Origin of the sequence: Bacteroides fragilis NCTC 9343 (assembly GCF_000025985.1) — a bacterium.
GTDB lineage: Bacteria > Bacteroidota > Bacteroidia > Bacteroidales > Bacteroidaceae > Bacteroides > Bacteroides fragilis.
In genome coordinates this window covers 2,050,386-2,067,196 of record NC_003228.3, presented here as the reverse complement: position 1 = coordinate 2,067,196, position 16,811 = coordinate 2,050,386, and the positions used below count along the sequence as shown (strand labels likewise).

At 58.8% G+C, this 16,811-nt stretch carries 24 protein-coding genes; 5 read left to right on the top strand and 19 right to left on the bottom strand.

The annotated features are described in order from the left end of the window. Positions 1-21: 21 nt before the first annotated feature. Together BF9343_RS08265 and BF9343_RS08260 are read left to right on the top strand one after the other, a co-directional pair. A complete protein-coding gene (locus BF9343_RS08265; protein ID WP_004326128.1) occupies positions 22-624 on the top strand; it encodes a hypothetical protein in 603 nt (200 codons plus the stop codon). After that, entirely contained in the window at positions 621-842 is a 222-nt protein-coding gene (locus BF9343_RS08260) for a DUF7688 family protein (RefSeq protein WP_004326125.1), read from the top strand. Before BF9343_RS08265 ends, BF9343_RS08260 begins: the two co-directional genes overlap by 4 nt. On the opposite strand, the gene BF9343_RS08255 is transcribed toward BF9343_RS08260, so the two are convergent. Then, positions 832-1,218: a hypothetical protein gene (locus tag BF9343_RS08255; RefSeq protein ID WP_041926202.1), complete on the bottom strand. Its 387-nt coding sequence runs from the start codon at positions 1,216-1,218 to the stop codon at positions 832-834. The genes BF9343_RS08260 and BF9343_RS08255 overlap by 11 nt on opposite strands. Position 1,219: 1 nt before the next feature. Between BF9343_RS08255 and BF9343_RS08250 the strand changes: the two genes are divergently transcribed. Then, positions 1,220-1,663 carry a JAB domain-containing protein gene (locus BF9343_RS08250; protein ID WP_010992665.1) on the top strand — a complete coding sequence of 148 codons (444 nt, stop codon included), beginning with the start codon at positions 1,220-1,222 and terminating at the stop codon, positions 1,661-1,663. A 151-nt stretch (positions 1,664-1,814) separates the two neighbouring features. Here BF9343_RS08250 and BF9343_RS08245 read toward each other — a convergent pair whose 3' ends face one another. The 18 genes from BF9343_RS08245 to BF9343_RS08160 form a co-directional block, all read right to left on the bottom strand. Beyond that, positions 1,815-2,663, bottom strand: a complete 849-nt coding sequence (locus BF9343_RS08245; protein WP_041926201.1) for a hypothetical protein — start codon at positions 2,661-2,663, stop codon at positions 1,815-1,817. A gap of 31 nt (positions 2,664-2,694) precedes the next feature. After that, a complete protein-coding gene (locus tag BF9343_RS08240; RefSeq protein WP_010992663.1) occupies positions 2,695-3,351 on the bottom strand; it encodes a hypothetical protein in 657 nt (218 codons plus the stop codon). Further along, positions 3,338-3,787: a DUF3872 domain-containing protein gene (locus BF9343_RS08235; RefSeq protein ID WP_004326117.1), complete on the bottom strand. Its 450-nt coding sequence runs from the start codon at positions 3,785-3,787 to the stop codon at positions 3,338-3,340. Before BF9343_RS08235 ends, BF9343_RS08240 begins: the two co-directional genes overlap by 14 nt. 24 nt (positions 3,788-3,811) lie before the next feature. Further along, positions 3,812-4,393 carry a conjugal transfer protein TraO gene (locus BF9343_RS08230; protein ID WP_010992662.1) on the bottom strand — a complete coding sequence of 194 codons (582 nt, stop codon included), beginning with the start codon at positions 4,391-4,393 and terminating at the stop codon, positions 3,812-3,814. Positions 4,394-4,396: 3 nt separating this feature from the next. Then, entirely contained in the window at positions 4,397-5,335 is a 939-nt protein-coding gene (gene traN, locus BF9343_RS08225) for a conjugative transposon protein TraN (protein WP_010992661.1), read from the bottom strand. Between the two features lie 36 nt (positions 5,336-5,371). Continuing rightward, the gene (traM, locus tag BF9343_RS08220) at positions 5,372-6,763 is read right to left on the bottom strand and encodes a conjugative transposon protein TraM (protein ID WP_010992660.1); all 1,392 of its coding nucleotides are present in this window, start codon (positions 6,761-6,763) and stop codon (positions 5,372-5,374) included. 20 nt (positions 6,764-6,783) lie between these two features. Further along, positions 6,784-7,950 (bottom strand): hypothetical protein, encoded by a 1,167-nt coding sequence (locus BF9343_RS08215; RefSeq protein ID WP_041926200.1) that lies wholly within the window; start codon positions 7,948-7,950, stop codon positions 6,784-6,786. After that, positions 7,925-8,209, bottom strand: coding sequence for a TraL conjugative transposon family protein (locus BF9343_RS08210; RefSeq protein ID WP_004327369.1), 285 nt, complete (start codon positions 8,207-8,209; stop codon positions 7,925-7,927). The genes BF9343_RS08215 and BF9343_RS08210 overlap by 26 nt, the downstream gene beginning before the upstream one ends. Before the next feature lie 5 nt (positions 8,210-8,214). After that, positions 8,215-8,838 (bottom strand): conjugative transposon protein TraK, encoded by a 624-nt coding sequence (gene traK, locus BF9343_RS08205; RefSeq protein WP_004327368.1) that lies wholly within the window; start codon positions 8,836-8,838, stop codon positions 8,215-8,217. Positions 8,839-8,887: 49 nt separating this feature from the next. Beyond that, complete coding sequence (traJ, locus tag BF9343_RS08200) at positions 8,888-9,892, bottom strand: conjugative transposon protein TraJ (RefSeq protein ID WP_004327367.1); 1,005 nt, start codon at positions 9,890-9,892, stop codon at positions 8,888-8,890. Positions 9,893-9,941: 49 nt separating this feature from the next. Next, a complete protein-coding gene (locus BF9343_RS08195; RefSeq protein WP_009041281.1) occupies positions 9,942-10,571 on the bottom strand; it encodes a DUF4141 domain-containing protein in 630 nt (209 codons plus the stop codon). A 4-nt stretch (positions 10,572-10,575) separates the two neighbouring features. Beyond that, positions 10,576-10,938: a DUF3876 domain-containing protein gene (locus BF9343_RS08190; RefSeq protein WP_010992658.1), complete on the bottom strand. Its 363-nt coding sequence runs from the start codon at positions 10,936-10,938 to the stop codon at positions 10,576-10,578. Positions 10,939-11,137: 199 nt separating this feature from the next. Further along, on the bottom strand, positions 11,138-13,639 hold the full coding sequence (locus BF9343_RS08185) for a TraG family conjugative transposon ATPase (RefSeq protein ID WP_010992657.1): 2,502 nt from the start codon (positions 13,637-13,639) through the stop codon (positions 11,138-11,140). Beyond that, positions 13,636-13,959, bottom strand: coding sequence for a DUF4133 domain-containing protein (locus tag BF9343_RS08180; RefSeq protein ID WP_004327363.1), 324 nt, complete (start codon positions 13,957-13,959; stop codon positions 13,636-13,638). The genes BF9343_RS08185 and BF9343_RS08180 overlap by 4 nt, the downstream gene beginning before the upstream one ends. 11 nt (positions 13,960-13,970) lie before the next feature. Continuing rightward, a complete protein-coding gene (locus BF9343_RS08175) occupies positions 13,971-14,270 on the bottom strand; it encodes a DUF4134 domain-containing protein (RefSeq protein WP_004327362.1) in 300 nt (99 codons plus the stop codon). Between the two features lie 18 nt (positions 14,271-14,288). Next, a complete protein-coding gene (locus BF9343_RS08170; RefSeq protein ID WP_010992656.1) occupies positions 14,289-14,876 on the bottom strand; it encodes a hypothetical protein in 588 nt (195 codons plus the stop codon). 19 nt (positions 14,877-14,895) lie between these two features. Beyond that, positions 14,896-15,300: a DUF3408 domain-containing protein gene (locus BF9343_RS08165; RefSeq protein WP_010992655.1), complete on the bottom strand. Its 405-nt coding sequence runs from the start codon at positions 15,298-15,300 to the stop codon at positions 14,896-14,898. Beyond that, the gene (locus BF9343_RS08160; protein ID WP_010992654.1) at positions 15,281-16,060 is read right to left on the bottom strand and encodes a ParA family protein; all 780 of its coding nucleotides are present in this window, start codon (positions 16,058-16,060) and stop codon (positions 15,281-15,283) included. The genes BF9343_RS08165 and BF9343_RS08160 overlap by 20 nt, the downstream gene beginning before the upstream one ends. 12 nt (positions 16,061-16,072) lie before the next feature. Here BF9343_RS08160 and BF9343_RS22400 point away from each other — a divergent pair, with 12 nt between their 5' ends. Both BF9343_RS22400 and BF9343_RS22395 read left to right on the top strand, forming a co-directional pair. Continuing rightward, the gene (locus BF9343_RS22400; protein WP_032537824.1) at positions 16,073-16,264 is read left to right on the top strand and encodes a hypothetical protein; all 192 of its coding nucleotides are present in this window, start codon (positions 16,073-16,075) and stop codon (positions 16,262-16,264) included. A gap of 192 nt (positions 16,265-16,456) precedes the next feature. Further along, a complete protein-coding gene (locus tag BF9343_RS22395) occupies positions 16,457-16,792 on the top strand; it encodes a hypothetical protein (protein WP_010992653.1) in 336 nt (111 codons plus the stop codon). The last annotated feature ends 19 nt before the right edge of the window (positions 16,793-16,811 follow it).

Here is a 16,811-nt window from a genome sequence, read left to right as displayed (position 1 = left end):
AACTTTCAAATTTTCAAACTTATGCGAACCGTACAGAGAACCTATACACTATTCGGCATTGCGGAACTGGAGGACGAAGCCCGTCAGAGAGCCTATACCGACTGGCTTGCCAAGGGAAACGATTACCCGTATGCTTCCGAGAACTGCGACACGCTCGAAGCCTTCTGCAATCTTTTCCGTATCGTCTGCACCAACTACCGTTACGACAGTTGCACATACGCTTACCGTTTCTATACCAAGCACGAGGCGGACACAGAGGAACTTTCAGGCGTCCGCTTGCTGGCTTACCTCTATAACAACTTCCATGCGGGGTTGTACAAGCCCAAAGTCTATTGGACGAAAGACCGCAAGAAAAGACGCAGGAGCCGTATCTCCGTCACTTGCGAATGCCCCTTCACGGGCGTTGTGTCGGACGAAATCATCTTGCAACCCCTCATGGACTTCATGCGCTCGCCCGACACACGGAATTTCAAGGAACTCATGCGTGACTGTCTGGAAAACTTCTTCCGCTCGTGCCGAGACGATTGCGAGTATTGCGAGAGCGAGGAATATTTCACGGACGAGAGCCACAGGAATAATTGGGAGTACCTTATCGACGGGACACTTTTCAAGGAAACGGCATGAAGCAGGAAATCAGACAGAACGGGAAAACCGTCCTTTACAGCGGGGACGGTCATAGCATCCCCATGATATTCAACAACCTTGTCGGAAAGAACCTCAAAGGCAGGGAGTATTCGGACTATATCGCTTTCGTAGCCATTCCCGACATGGGGTTTACCTACGGGAAGATAGCGTATTATTCGGACGGAAACCTAATCGCAACGGGGGAAATCACGCCATAACATCCCCCCCTTGTGTTTCATCGCCGGAAGTCCGGGACGGGTAGCGATCCGCCCGGACTTCTTTTTTTACCCGCCCGTGGGAAAGGATTGACCCGATTTTCGGACGCACTTCTTTTTCTTTCGGTGAGCCGTGGGCGGGAAAAGAGAAAGAAGCAAAAAGAAACCCCTCGACCCACCGGATTTTTAGCCAAGCTCCACACTCATTTTTTAGCAAACCTACGGGGAAAAACGGACAAGCAGCAAGGCTGAACCTGACGGTTTTGCGCGCAATCTCCACACCTTCGGGTCGTATTCCACGCAAAAGCCTTGCATGAAGTCCGTTCTTTCCCCGTGCCCCAAAGCAAAAAATAAATGTTTCACTTTTAATTTTTTGCATTATGAATACACTGTCTTTCCCTCAAATCACCGTAAGTTACAAGGACGCTGACGCATCCAAGAGAGTTAGAATCCGCTCTTCCAAGGAGTCTTACGACATCCTCAAGACCTTCTACGAGGACTGTATGCAGCACCACGAGGAGTGCTGGGCGATGTACCTGAACGGCGCAGGCAGGCTGCTGGGCGTCTCGTGCGTCTCACGCAGCGGCATGAACAGCACGGTGGTGGACATACGCATCGTCCTCCAGACGGCTCTCGTCTCCCACGCCTCGGGAATCATCCTCTCGCACAACCACCCGTCCGGCTCGACCGTGGCGAGTACGCCGGACAACAACCTGACCAGCCAGTTGAAGAAAGGCTGCGAGGCAATCGGCATACAGCTTTTGGACCACATCATACTGACCGGGGACACCTACCTCAGCTACATGGACGAGGGGATGCTTTAAGCGTCCCCTTTTTTGCTCGCTATCCTTTTTGCACTTCTTTTCTTTCGTGAGCGGGGCGGGAAAAGAACAAGAAGCAAAAGAAACCGGAAAGCGGCAGGGCGGATATGGAAAAAGCATCCCGAAGGATGCTTTCCATTTCGTCCGGCTCACGCTACATCTTCAACCCCCGTTTCCGCTCCTGCCGGATGTCGGAGAAGGAGAACTTCCCCGTCTCCTTGTCGAACTTCACCGCCTTGTCCTTCTGCACGCCGTCCGGCGTCTCCATCCGTTTCACATCCAGCGGCTTCCCGTTGTAGAAGTCCGTCATTTGCCGGTAGCTGAACTTTTCCCCCGTCAGGCTTTCCATCAGGCTGTTCAGCGTGTAGATGCTGTCTTGGTTACGCACGCTCTCCGGCACGAACTCCGGGTGATTCTTCACTATGTCCGGGTACAGCGTCTTCGCCATCAGGCAGACCTCCGGCGAGCGTTCCGCCCACGGGATCATCATCAGCGACTCCCGGCTGTGGGCGGCGCACCTGACATACACATCGGGCGTGAGCAGGCTTTTCGGCACTCCGCCACGCCCGACGGCGGACATCCCCGACGTTTCCACCGCCACCCGCACCCGCTCCGGCGTTTGCAGGTGTACGGGCAGGATGCTGATGCACCTGCCGTCCAGCGGCAGCAGGAAGTCCGCCATTTCGCCGTTCATCACCTCCGGGCGGATAGCCACCGCCACCCCGTAGAGTTCTTCCGGGTTGTTCTCCCGGCACTCCTTCAGCACCTCCATGCACACCTCCGGGGACGGGATATGCTGGACCAGCCCCCGGTGGAAGTCGTTCCCGAATCCCGCTTCCGTTTCCAGCGCCTTCCGGCACAGTTCCGGCGTCTTCATCTCCTCGGGCACGTTCTCCAACTGCCAGCCGTCCTCTTCAACGGCGGCACGGCAGACCTCCGCCGTGCGGTCGTGCCTGCATATCATCTCCAGAGGCACCTGATACATTCTTTCTTCTCGTTCCATGTTTTTACATTTTTTCTTGTTATAAACCCCTTTAAACATCCACCGACAACACGCACATCCATCCGCCGCTCTCCTCGTCCGGCGTCCAGCACCTCGCCCGGACATGGCAATAGCCTTCATTCTTTATCCACTCCAGCAGGCTTTCCGCTTCATCGCATTCCGTTTCCGCCAGCAGTTTTCTATCCGCCTCCGAGAGCAGCGGCTTTATGTTCACGAACTCACGCACCTCCGGGTATTGCGGCAGCGTGTCCGGCACGTCGATATGCACAAAGTATTTCCGGAAATAAAACCGGATTTTCCCGCTTTTCCGTTCCACGCCCCGGGCTGGATAGGATGGCGGCACTTCTGTTTTCATCCGCCTTCCGGCATCGTGCACACGGTATCTTTGCAGCGTCAGCGTGCAGCACGGTGTCCCGTCCCTGCGCAGGTGAAATCCCCGTTCCGTCACCCGGAACAGCTCGTGCTCCACGACCCGGCGCATGGTCCGGCAGTCGTCCTTCATGTCTTCCCAGACCTCCCCGGCGGAAACCGTCTCCAGCATGGCGAGCGTTTTCTCCGACAGCAGGTTTTCCGGACGTATATTGTCCCCCGCTTGTGGAAGGACAATGTCCGTCCGCCACTTCGAGACATGCAGGGCTTCGGAAAATTCCGGTATGTCGAGGTATAGAACCAGATCATTCCGTTCCATACCCGTCCTCCTTGTCGTTGTCCGCATTGAAGTCGAACTCCAGCTCGACCGCCTGACCGTCCGAGTCCTCCACCCAGACGGTGAAGCCGCTCTGCTCGTCCGACAGCGGGGTGTAATAGAGCCGGAACGTCTCTTTCTCCAGCGGGTAGCGGTCATTGGGCAGCAGCACCGTGCCGTCGTCCAGTTTGAGCGTCCCTTCCCCGTCGAAGAGGAACCAGCGGATCGTGTACCGGGTGTCCTCCCAGCGTCCTTCCCGTTTCAGCTCGCACCGTATCTCCGCCGTCTCGTTCACTTTCAGCTCCTTCGGGACGGGCATCGTCTCCACCGTGAACGGGTATTTCGTCTGAATGTCCAGCCCGTCATTACAGGCTGCGACCAGCACGAGGGCGGCCACGATGTAGCAGCCCGTGAGTATTTTATAAATCATTGTCCTCATATATACATTATTATAATATAGCAGTTATCGAATCATAAAACGTATTCCCACGCCGACCTGCGTGTGGAACTTCCCGCAGTCGCCGCCGAACAGCACCCGTTGGCGACCGTTTACCAGCAAGACAATCTTGTCCGTCACGTAGGCGGACAGCTCCAGCGTCAGCGCACCCCCGTAGATGAAATTGTCCTCATCCGTGAGTCGGGAGCCGTCCGGCAGCAGGCTCTCGCCCCAGTTCACCGTCTCGTACCCGGCAAGGGCGGACAGCCCCAGTGCGGCGAAGAACGTCTTCTTCCGGTCTGACAGGAAGTTCAGGTAATAGCCGCCCTCGCCCGTGAGCTGGCTCGCCGGATAGAGGCAGTCCCGGTAGCCGTACCGCTTCTCCAAGTATTCCGCACCGACCACCCAATGGTGGGCGTTCTTCGTGTAGGTGCTCACCGCTATCCCGGCGTGGTAGCCGAAGCCGTCGCCGTTTTTCCAGCGCATGTTGTCCGACAGCCCGCCCGTGAGCTGTATGCCCCTCATTCCGGGCAGGCACCGTTGGGCGTGTGCCTGGTTCACATGCAGGCACACCCCGAAAAGCAGGATAATGAACAGTAACCTTTTCATCGCTTATTTGATTTTCAGTTCGTTAATCTGTCTTGCCGCCACGAGGTCGGCGTTCTCCACCCGGATGGTCTGGTGCCTGCCGCCGTCCTTCTCGAACAGCTCGATGACCAGCAGCTTGTCGTCCGGTATGGTGAACTGCGGGACGGCATACACCGTGCGCACGTCGCTTTTCCCCTCCGTCACCAGCACCTCGTTGTAGCTGCGCACCGGGTCGATCACCCGTTCCTGAATGGCGGTGCGCTTCGGCACTTTCTTGTCCACGATCTTGAACCGGATAAAGTCCGTCCGGAAAGCCACGTTCGACCTGTTCCTCGTTTCCGTGTGGAAATAGAACAGCCCGTTGTGCGAGTGGACGGATTTCAGGAGGAACTGCACCCCGAAGCGTTTGCAGCCCAAGTGCCGGATCTCCCGCCTGTCCTCTTTGTAGATGCTCTGCATGATCAGCTTCACCAAGAGCGGGCTTTCGCCTGCCAGCTCCCGGAAATGGATGTTCATGCGGGTATGCGAAAAGTCCGTCGTGTCCCCGTTCTCCAAAAAATCCTTCATCTCGATGTTCAGCATCTCCGGCTCGTGCGCATACCGGGCATTGAATGAATAGAAACTCCCGTCCTCGCAGATGACGGAAAAGTTCGTTTCCCCCGGAAACCCCTCGGTCGCCGCCTTCACCCGGATCACGTTCTCCGCACCGTCCGCTTTCCCGGCGATAATCCAATTGCTTCCCAAATCCACGTACCGCACCGCCGAGGGGAAGATGATATGCACCGTCTTGGCGAACGTCACCTGCACCCCGTGGGGCGTCACCATCTGCCAGTAGGGTAGCTTCCGTGTAATCCCCTGATACAGGTCGTTGCCCGTGGTCCGCTGTATCGTATCATTCACTTGTGCGTTCGCACCCGTCACCATGCCTACAAGCAGGGCAACCCATCCAAAAATCTTTTTCATTGTCTTTACTTTTTAATGGTTTTATAATCTGTTGATTTATTGTTGTTTGGCGTAGAGCATCAGCGGATCACCCGCTTTCAGGTGCACCTTTACCGTGCGGAACTTCTTGGCGAGGTACTGGCTGCCGCCCTGCATCAGCCCACGGGTGATGTCCATCGCCACCTGTTGCCCGGCGCTCCGTGCGAACGAGATGCTCGTTCCCAGCCCGCCGCCGATGTTCGCCATCGCCTCCTTTGCCGCTTCCCGCTCCAGTGAGGTTTCTATGCACAGCCCTTTCATTCCCTCGTTGTCATAGACCGCCAACTCCACCGGCAATATGTTACCTTGGTACTGGACGGACGATACCGTGATGTCGAGCCGTTCCCCCTGCACCTTGCCTGTACCGGATACCACCGTATTGCGTGGGATGGTCAGGTTTCCCGCCTGCAACGGTTCGAGCAGCCGGAGCTTCACCTGCTGACCGTCCATAACCGTCTGGTCTTGGTGGATGCAGGCGGCTATCGTGTTCTTCCCGAGGGCGTACCCGCTGCCCACCGCCGTGTTGAAGCCGTAGTTCCTCGGCTGGCTGTACCGCCGCATGAACTCCGCATCGCTTAGGGGCTGTTGCAGCCCCGATACCGTCCGCTCCCGTGCCGCCTGCACCGCCACGGCGGGCTGTCCCAAGCCGTTGCCGTTCTGCACGGTGGCGGGTGTCTGCACGGTTGCGCCGTCCTGCCCGTTCTGCCCCATGTACTTGGCGGCAAGCTCGTAGCTCTTCTCCATCAGTGCCACCTGATCGTCGATTCCGCCCGCCTGCCGTTCCCTTTCTTCTAACTTGGCGGTCAGCTCCTCCACCTGCCTTTTCAGCTCCTCCTTTTCCCCGTCCACCTTCGGCTCTTCGTAGAACGAGCCGAGTTTCCGGTTGATGTCCCGGTAGGCGGCGACGGAAGAGCGGCCGCCGCCGTTGCCCGAGTAGTCCCTGAACGGTTCCCGTTCCGGCTCGCTGTCCGGCAGTTCCATTTCCACCCCGTCCGCATCGCTCTCTTCGGAGAAGGCGAAGTCCTCCAGCGAGCGCACCTTCTCTGCCTGCCGCCTTTCCGCCTGCGCCTGCTCGTAGGCTTTCCGCTTGTCGCCGATGATCCCGTCGTTCTCCGGCAGGGGGATGTCGGCGTTGAACGCCCCCACGGTGTCCCGGTTCACCTCCCGCTCCTCCGAAGGTGCGAATATCAGCCACATCGAGCCGAGGAACAGCAAGCCCATCAGCGGATATACCATCAGCTTCTTCCGTTGCTGCAACTGTTTCGGCGTGAGCGGCTTGGCTGTCTTCTTTTCCTTTTTCCCGCCGCCCTTGTCCTCCTTCTTTCCGTTCCCCGTCTCCGGGGCTGCGGCATCCGCCGCCTTTACGTGCTGCGTTGCCGTTACTTTTTCTTGGTTCTGTTCTTCCATCATGTCAAAAATTTATGGTTGTCCTACATTCTGATTCTTCTCCCCGGAGGCTTCCGCCTGCTTGTCTCCCCGGCTTGCCGCTTGCCGGGTGGTTCCTTCCGTTCCCGTTTGAGCGATGCCGTGGGGCTTGCCCGGTTGTCCGCCCGCAGGTGCGCAGCCTTCCGTTCCCGGCTTGCCGCCTTTTCGGGGAACAGCCTCGCTTCCAGACCTGCCAGTTCTTTCGCCGCCCGCTCCCGAATGGCACGGTTGTGGCGTCCGATGGCGGCTTCCGGGTAGTCACGGGAGAGGTCGCCGTTGTCCTCGCTCAGGTGGTAGTCCCACCTTAGCCGGGCGATGCCGGCAAAATCCTCCATCAGCCCGTACTTCTCCACCGTCTCCTTCGGTACTTCCCGCTGACCGTCCCAGCCGTGGCGGGCGAGCCCGTGGAGCAGCGCCCGTTCCGCCTTCACCGCTTCCAGATAGTCGCCGGGCAGTATGCCGCCCGTCTTCCTCTCGTAAAGGGCGGCGGCTTGCCGCATCAGCTTTCCCCGCTCGTCCGCCTCCCGCAACTCGATCTGTTCCATGACGGTGTGGTTGTCGCCCCGCATCTCCTCGCTCCATTCCCGGCTCAGTTCTTCGAGCCTGCGGTAGCCTTCCGCCAGCCCGTGGCGGATGGCCACCGAGTCGTCCGGTTTCTCGCCTTTCAGGGCAAGCCTTTTCAGTGCGTCGAGGTCGCCCTCCCTCATGCAGCAGTTCAGCAGCCGGTGCGCCGCATCCCGTTCCGCCTGCGCTTCGGGGGATAGCGGCTGCGGGGCGTTGCGCCTCGTGTACTCGTGCTCCAGCACCTTGTATTGCGCCGCCAGACGCAGCATCGGGCTTTCCGCCGCCTCCTTCACGCTCCGGGGGATTGCCGCCCCCTCACGCATCCCGTAACGGGTCTCTTTCAAGGCGTCCATGACCGCCCGCCATTCGGGATAGCCCGTCTGGTACACGTACCGGAAGAACCTGTGTTCCAGCAGCAGCTCCGCCTGTTTCCTTGTCACCTCCGGGCAGTCCCGGTAGTCCCTGACGGACTGGAGGATTGCGCCGGCATCCGCACGCCTCTTTTTCAGCAGGCTCCCGAAATACGCCGTTACCTGCCTCATGTTCCGCTCCTCCTGCCGCTCCCGGCGGCGGAGCAGCCACTCACTCAACCTCTCCGCCAGTCCCATGCCGTCCGCTTTCAAAAGGGTTGACAATACTGTCATTGGGCAATTGCAGGCGCCTGACATGCTCTATCCCCAGTTCCTTCCCGTCGTTCCTGCCGATGCGGTAGATGGAGGCGACGGTCATATAGACCGACAGTGCGCCGAACGCCGCCAGCATCACGAGGATGATTGCCACACGCATGTCGGGCGAGATACGCCCGGCGAGGCGGCGGAGCTTCCCGTCCGCCCAGTCCTGCGCCTTTGTGATGAACTTGCCTATCATGTCCGTCAGCGTTTGAGGGTCTGCAAATCCTTGTTCTCCGTGACCTCGAAGCCCTCGATGATGAAGCCCTGCGGGTTGTTGTCGCTCCTGACCGCATCCAGCAGACGGCAGCGGGTCACAAGGCTGCGCTCCGTAACAGAGCTTTCCCTAAGGATGATCTGCCGGGCGAATGTCCGCACGCTGTACGGGTACTTGTCGAAGTCGCACCGCAGGCTGTCTATCTCTATCATCTGGTTGATGTTCCCCGAGATTATCCGGTTGTAATACCCCTTTTCCGAGAGGTCCTTGTAGTAGTTGAAGGCGCTCTTGTCCGCCAGCAGCAGCGAACGCCTGATGTTGCCCTCGATAGCCGACTTGTCGGGCGAGAGCGTGAAGAACAGCTCGTGGAAGCGGCGCACGTGTTCCCGTGCCTCCACCGGGCGGTTCTGCCGCACGTCCTGCGAGAGTGCCAGCATCAGGCTCTTGCCGTTGTCCAGCACGTAGATCTTCTGCCGCTGCGCCTCGGCGAAGCTGTACGACTTCCACAGGGCGAAGCCCGTCACCACGGCGCACAGGCTGGCGAACACCAGCGTAAAGAGCCGTATCTGCCTGAAGCTCGTTTCGATATTTTTCAAACTTTTAAATTCCATGTTTCCGGTTTTTTATTCGTTATGACTCATGTTCTTGGGACATCCGCCGCTACTTGACGATCCTTCCGGCGATGTTCCCCACGGCTGCGCCCGCACCCGCTGCGGCGACGTTGCCTATCTTCGTGGCGGTCTGGTTCATCGCACGGTTGGCATGGCTCACCCCGCCCGCCATGATGATCCAGTTGGCGACGGTCGGTATGGTGAAGTACCCGAATATCCCGATGATTAAAAAGATGATGTACACCGTGTTCGAGCTGTCCGGGATGAAGGTCGGGTCGCTCATCGCCTCGATGTCACGGGTGAGCATCAGCACTTGGATGCGTGCCAGCACCGAGCTGAACAGGTCGCTCACGGGCAGCCACATGTAGATGGAGATGTACCTCGTTATCCACTGCGTGAGCGTGCTCTGGAACCCGTCATAGACCGAGAGGGCGAACGCTATCGGACCGAGGATGGAGAGAGCGATCAGGAAGAACGTCCGTATCGTGTCGATCACCAGCGCAGCCGACTGGAACAGCAGTTCGAGCAGTTCTTGGAACCACAGCCGGATGCTCCGCTTCATGTTGTACTCCGTCCGGTCAATGTACATCACCGCCATCGTCTTCAAGTCCTTGGGCGACCAGCCCAGCTCGTCGAGCTTCTTGTCGAAGTCCTCCTTGCTCGCCAGATACGCCTTCTCCGGGTCACGGCGGAACGCCTCCCTCTCCAGCGTCTCCTTCTGTTCCCGGTATCGGTTCATGTCGAAGGTCTGTGATTCGAGCATCCCGTGGCAGCCCTTCACCACGGGCGAGAGCACCGTGTTGATCGTGCCGATGACGAAGGTGGGGAAGAAGAGGATGCACAGCCCGATGGCGAACGGGCGCAGCAGCGGGTACACGTCGATGGGCTCGGCACGGGCGAGCGCCTGCCACACCTTGGCGGCTACGTAGAACAGCGCACCCAGCCCGGCGATTCCCTTGGCTACCCCCGTCAGCTTCTCGCAGAGCGGCATCATGTCCTGATACAATGCCTGCAATATCTCGTGCAGGTTCGTGAAGTCTATCGCTAACAACATAGTCCTATATTATATTTATGTACGTGAACATTATTATATATTGCCACTCTCACCAGTAACGGTCTTCCGCATCCCCGTAGAGAGCCACCACCCGGTCGGCGTCCTTTTTCTTCTTCGCCCGCAGGTAGCTCACCGAGATGTTCTTGTCCGTGTAATACTGCACGAGGTTGCGGTACTCCAGCAGCCGCTTGTAGCTCTGGTCGATGATCGCCAGCCGCTCGGCGTCCGAGAGCGACATCCCCGTCACGTTCACCACGTTCTTCAGATCTTGCAGGATGTCCGCGCTCTCGGAGAGCAGCTTGGCGTACCCGAACGAGATGGTTGACAGCTCGTCCGGCGTGTAGTTCGGGTCGCCGAGCATCTTCTGGTAGTTGCGCACGTAGATTTCCGAGATGTCCGCCACCATCTCGATGGACTTCTTCACCTTCACGCCGCCTTTCACCACGTCATGCACCGCCTTGAGCGCATCGTAATACTTCCGTCCCTGCTCGAATATCTTCGCCGTCTCCTTGAATCCGTCCAGCGTGTGCTGTGCGGTGGCGGAGGTCTCCACGATCTCCTTGGTCGTGTTGATGATGCCCTGCGCCAGATTGCCGGGATCGTGTACGACCCACTGGGCGTTGGCCGCACCTGCCGTCAGGCACGCCACGCCCACGATGATTGTCTTTATCGTTCTCATGTCCTTACTGTTTTAGGGTTCCGTCACTCTTTCTCCTGTACTCTCCGCCCGGCGACAGCCGGATGCGGTCTTTCTCCCGGTCATAGTCCATCATCACGGCGAAGCCCGTCTCGATGAACAGCACCCCTTCCGTTTCCCGGACGAGGTAGGTTTCCGCTTCACTGCCGCCCGTGTGGTTCCTGTGCATGACCGTCACACGGTACCTGCCGTCCTCTTCCCAGAGGGTGAAGGGCGGCTTTCCGCCCGTGCTGACCCATTCGCCGCACATCTTTTCCAACCGTTCCGCATTTGTCTCCTTGCAGGAAATGACAAACGCCAGCGCCGCCGTCACCGCCGACAGCAGCAGGATTAAATTCAATCGTCTCATCTTGATTCCGTTTTTTTAAGTTTTACAAAATTTTATTCTCTCCATATCGTTTAGCCGTTTGTACATCCAGCCGTTTAACTGTTTAACCGTTTGACCGTTTAGCCGTTTGGTCAATCATCCGACCCTTCAGCCGTTCGTCCGGTCAATCAACCACCCGTCCGGCAACCTGTCCGCCGCTCCCCGCCAGCGCATCGGCACATTATTTATACTTCGTCTCCGCCAGCCGCTTGATGGCAAGCTCCAAGTCGCCGCCCAGCTCTTCCGCCAGTGCGAACACCTCTGTCTTCTCGCTCTCCTCGGTGGTATAGGTCAGGTACTCGGCAGCCGACACCTCCGTGGCGTACACCGCCGACTGCACCCCGTTCAGACCGATCCAGACCTCCTTGTACTTCCGTCCGGGATGGTTGGCGAGGTTGATGGAGAGTATCTGCGACTTCTCCTTGTCCGTCAGACCGAGCATCGACTGGATGCCGTCGAACTTGTTCATGTACTTCTTCTGGTCCAAAAGGATCTTGCAGTCCGAGTTGGTGATGATAGCCTCCTTCACGATGGGGGACGAGATGATATCATCGACTTCCTGCGTGACGACAATCGCCTCGCCGAAATATTTCCTGACGGTCTTGTAGAGATATTTCAGGTACTCGCTCATGCTCGGCGAGGAAAGGGCTTTCCAAGCCTCCTCGCAGATCAGCATCTTCCGCACCCCTTTCAGGCGGCGCAGCTTGTTGATGAAGGCTTCCATGATGATGATCGTAACCACGGGGAACAGCTCGGCGTTGTCCTTCACGGCGTCGATCTCGAAGACGATGAACCGCTTGTGCAGCAGGTCGATGTTCTCGTTCGAGTTCAGCAGGAAGTCGTAGCGCCCGCCCTTGTAATACTGCCGCAGCGTGGTCAGGAAGTTGTCGATGTTGAAGTCCTCCCGGCTCACCTTGATGTCCCTTGCAGCCAGCTCCTTCCGGTAATCGTTCAGCATGTACTCGTAGAAGGTGTCGAACGAGGGGGCGATGTCCCGGTTCTGTTGTATCCGGCGGATGTACGCCGACACCGCACTGCCCAGCTCGCCGCTCTCCGTCTTCGTGACCTTCTCGTCCTCGCCCTTCCACAGCGCCAGCAGCAGCGTCTTGATGCTGTCCTTCTTCTCCACGCTGAACTTGTAGTCGTCCGTGAAGAAGGGGTTAAAGCTGATGGGCTTCTCCTCCGTGTACGTGTAATAAATCCCGTCCTCGCCCTTGGTCTTGCGGTGGATCAGCTCGCACAGCCCTTGGTACGAGTTGCCCGTGTCGATCAGCACGATGTGGCTGTTCTGCTCGTAATACTGGCGCACGAGGTGGTTCATGAAGAACGACTTGCCGCTTCCGCTCGGACCGAGGACGAACTTGTTGCGGTTCGAGATCACCCCTTTCTTCATCGGCAGGTCGCTGATGTCCAGATGCAGCGGTCTGCCCGTCATCCTGTCCGCCATCTTGATGCCGAAGGGCGAGAGCGAGTCCTTGTAGTTCGTCTCCTCGGTGAAGAAGCACAGGGCTTGCGGGATGAACGTGTAGAAGCTCTCCTCGAAGGGGAAGTCCCCCTCGTTGCCCGGTATCGCCGCCCAGAAGAGCGTCGGCACGTCCACCGTGTTGTGCCTCGGCTTGCACTCCATCAGGGCGAGCTGGCTGCCCACCTCGTTCTTGATGCGCCTAAGCTCCTCCCGGTCGTCGCTCCACGCCATCACGTTGCAGTGGCAGCGCACCGAGGTCAGCCCTTTCGAGTGCGCCTCGTTCAGGTATTCCTCAATCCATGCCTTGTTGATCTGGTTGGAACGGGAGTAGCGGGAGAGCGAGTGCATGTTCCGGGCGGTCTGCTCGAAGCGTTTCAGGTTCTCCCCGTGGTCGTCGATGAAGATGTACTGGTTGTAGCAGTGGTTGCAGTCCAGCAGCAAGCCCACCGGGGCGGCGAACGACAGGCGGCAGTCCGAGCGGTCGGTCGAGAGCCGCTCGTAGCGGCTGTCCGTCGCCACCTTGCCCGGCAGGTCTTCCGTGTCAGAGAGGGTGTGCAGGCAGAGGATGTCGTCGCCGATGCGCATCTCCTCCGGGTTCAACTGGATGTCCTTCAGCACCGTCGTGTCGTGCTGCGAGAGCGAGAGGTACTTCTCCACGATGCCCGCCGCCGTTTCCGTCCCGGTGATCTCGTCCGTCGTGAGGCGGCGCAGCGTAACGAAACCGCTGTCGTTCATGATCTTCTCGAACTGACCGACCGCTTCGAGGAACCTCGTAACCGTCTCCCGGTCCTCGATCTCCTTGGGGACAAGCCTGCCCTTGCAGAGGGTGGAGAACGTGCTTTCCTGACGGCTCCGTGCCTTCGTCGTCTTGGTAAGGAACAGGTAGCAGAAGTGGTTCAGGAACGGGCGTTCGTTGAAGTGCCTCTCAAAGCTCCGGCTCAGGAAGCTAAGGTCGTCCCTGTCCGTTTCCGGCCGGTACTTCTCCTCGATGAAGAAGTCCTGCTTGTGCACGATGGAATACTCCGGCAGCACCTTCACCGCCTTGTGCCAAGCCGAGTGGACCGCCTCGTACTCGCTCCCCGTGACGGAGAACAGTTCCGGCAGTTCCACCCTGAAGGCGACCGTCACGTCCGCCTCCTTGCTCACGATGCAGCCGTTCTCCACCGCCAGCAGCGGGAACTTGCTTTCGAGTGTCGTCGCTTTCATTACGTTTCTCATTCTTGCCAGTGTTTAAAGGTGAATAATCGGGGGATTTTCAGGCGGTTCACCACGTACCTCGGATGCCGCCTGCGGGCGGCTGCCTTCATCAGCCCGTGCGTGCCGTACCGGGCGTTCAGCCGGAAGGTCAGCCATACCAGCAGCGTAGCCGCAGCCACGCCGAAGCCGATGCACACCCACTGGTTCACGCCCGCCATGTACAGGATGACGAACACCACGAACACGGCGAGCAGACCGCCGCAGAAGATGAAGAGGTACTGGCTTTCCAGCCCCTTGAACTCCACGTTCCTGCCGATCCCCTTGTTGATTTCCAAGTCCATAGTCCGCTGTTTTACAGGAAGAACGAACGGAGGATGGTAGCCGCCACGATCAGGAAGATGCAGGCTCCGAACCAGCTTGCGGCGACTTTGCTCACGTCCGGATCGCCGGCGCTGAACTTCCCGTACACTTTCACCCCGCCGATCAAGCCGACCACCGCACCGATGGCGTAAATCAGTTTCGTCCCCGGCTCAAAATACGAGGTGACCATCTGCGTGGCTTCGGTGATGCCCGCCTGCCCGTTTCCCTGCGCCATTGCGCCCACGGCAGCCAGTATGCAGGCCGCCGTAAAAAAGATTCTTTTCTGTTTCATTTGTCTTTAAAATTTTAATTAAACATTATGGTTGTCCATCAGCCGGGCGACACGCTCACGTGCGCCCTCGAACTCGTCCAGCATCGCCTCCCAGATGTCCGACCCCATCACGGACGGCAGCACCTCACGGGCTTCCCGCTCCGCCTTTTCGCCCGCATCGTCCGACACCAGTACCCGGCGCACCTTTTTCAGGTCATCGAAGGAGTACCCCGTGGCGAAGTCGGGGTTGCCGTCCGGGTAATAAGCCCCTAATTCCTCTTCCTCCTCCAGTGCCCGGATCTCCTCCGGCGTGGGTTCATAGTCCGTCTCCTCCTCGTCCTCCTCCGGCTCGATGTCGGAGTAGTCCGCCCCGTCGTCCTCCGTGGCGGGTTCGTCCACGGCTCCGGCTGCCGCTTCCTCCCCGTCCTCCGCTGCGAAGGGCAGGTAGGTGCTTTCTCCCATGACCGTGTACGGCTCGCCCGGTTGCCCCGGCTCCTTTCCCGTTCCGTCCGTGTCTTCGTCCGTTTCCGCTGTCCCGAATATCCCGGCGATGTCCTGCCGGTAGTATTTCCACAGCACGGCGAGGTAATAGAGCAGCAGGACGGTGAGCGATAATTTCAGTATCATGCCGTTTCCTCCTTCCTATTTAAAAGAGGTTCTCCAGTTTCCCGGCGTATGCCGCCTCGATCTCCTCCCGGTATTGCTCGAAGTGCTGCGCCAGCACGTTGTCGATGTATGCCGAGAGCGACACCTTGCCGCCCGTCAGCATCACCGAGATTTTGGCGATGCGCTCGTGGTACTCACGGCGCACATAGACCGGCTTGCCGTAGCGGGCGGGGATGTCCATGCCCTTGAGGAAGGTCGTCTCGTAGTCCGCCTGCCTTCCCTTGCGCCGTCTTGTCTCCGCCGCCTTCCCTTCCTGCGCCTTCTCTACCGGCACGGCGGTTTCCTCCTTTCCGGTTCCCGGTTCTCCCGTCCCTGCCGCCTCGCCCGCCATCATCCGCATCAGCAGCTCCTCGTCGATGGGCTTCTCATTCCGCTGTCTCTTCATAGCCTTCCAGTTTGAGGATGGTCGCTATCTCACGGGTCAGTTCGGGGATGCCGCTGCCTGCCAACATCCGCCTGTCGGGAGCCAGCAGCGTGGAGCGGAACACCGTCCGTCCCGTGCCGTCCGCCTCCTTGCGGAAGCGTTTCGTGTCGGGGATGCGGGTTTGCAGCATCGGCAGCCCCATGTCGGCGACCACCTGCCCGTACTTCTCGTACAGCCCGCTCGTTTCCCGCTTGTCGACTTGGTTCCAGAAAAGGTAAAGCCCCTTCAGGCGGCTCGTCTCCTTGCCCAGCATCATCCGTTGCAGCACGTCGAGGAAGGAGAGCGTGCTTTCCAGCACCGCCTTGTCCGCACTCACCGGGGCGAAGATGTAGTCCATCTGTGCGATCGTGCGCAGGATGCCCGCCGAGTTCACCGTGCCCGGCAGGTCGAAGAAGAGCAGGTCGTAGCAGCCTTCCGCCGCCAGCTCCCTTGCCGTGTCGGGGGCTTGTTCCACCCGGCACTTGCGCACCGGATAGGCGGCACGCCCCGGCTGCCGCATCTGTTCGTAAGCCGCCCGTTTCAGGTGTTCGTTCTCCAGTACCGCCCGGCTGTCCCGCTCCCGCATCTCGTACAGGCTGTACTGCGGGAAGTCGCAGTCGATCACCGCTAACGGACACCCCAAGCGGTAGTGCAGGTAGCCCGCCACCAGCACCGTGATAGCCGTCTTGCCGCTGCCGCCTTTCTGTGTGGCGAAAGCCACGTTCAATGTCTGTCTGTCCATATCGTCATTCTGTTGGTTATTCATCCGGCTGCCCGTGCAGCCGCTTCTCTGTTCACTCAATCGGTCAGCTTTTCAGCCACTCTGCCGTTCATTCGTCCGTTCATTCGTTCAGGCATCCGGTCATACATTCAGCCCGGCATCCATCCAATCATCCGGCTGTCCGCTTGTCCGGCTGTTCAGCCGTTTGACCGTTTAGCCGTTTAGTCATTTAGCCGTTTGGCTGTTTAGCCGATCATCCGGCTGGTTATCCGGTTGTCCGTCCGTTTGTCCGGCAAGACAATCAGCCGTTCGGCTGTCCGTCCGGTCGGCTATCCGGCTGTTTCCTTGTCTATCCGGACAGTCGTTTCACCGCTTCCACGGCGCAAAGGAATATCAAAATACCGGTAGTTTATCCGTTTGATTATCAGCGTGTCGTGCATTGTCTTTCCACCCGTAGGTTTGTCGCATCCGGGTATGGTGTCCGGACGGGAAAAGGACTGTTACTTTGCAGGCGGAAACCAAAATGGAGTAAGAATGGAAAAGAGCGGCAACCGCCCGAGGGAGTGCCCCGGCACTCCGCAGCAGGCAAGGGCATCCCCAATCTGTCCGGCAGGACGGATTTTATTTTCAAACGAAAATGGCAAGTTGTGTGCTGCGGCACTCGAAATGAATTTCGTGCCTCACCACCACCTTGCCCCCTCGATGTGGCATCCCCCTCCGGAGTCGGGGGCTGCTCACGGGGGAGAGCCGTAGGCATACGGCGTTTTCAGAC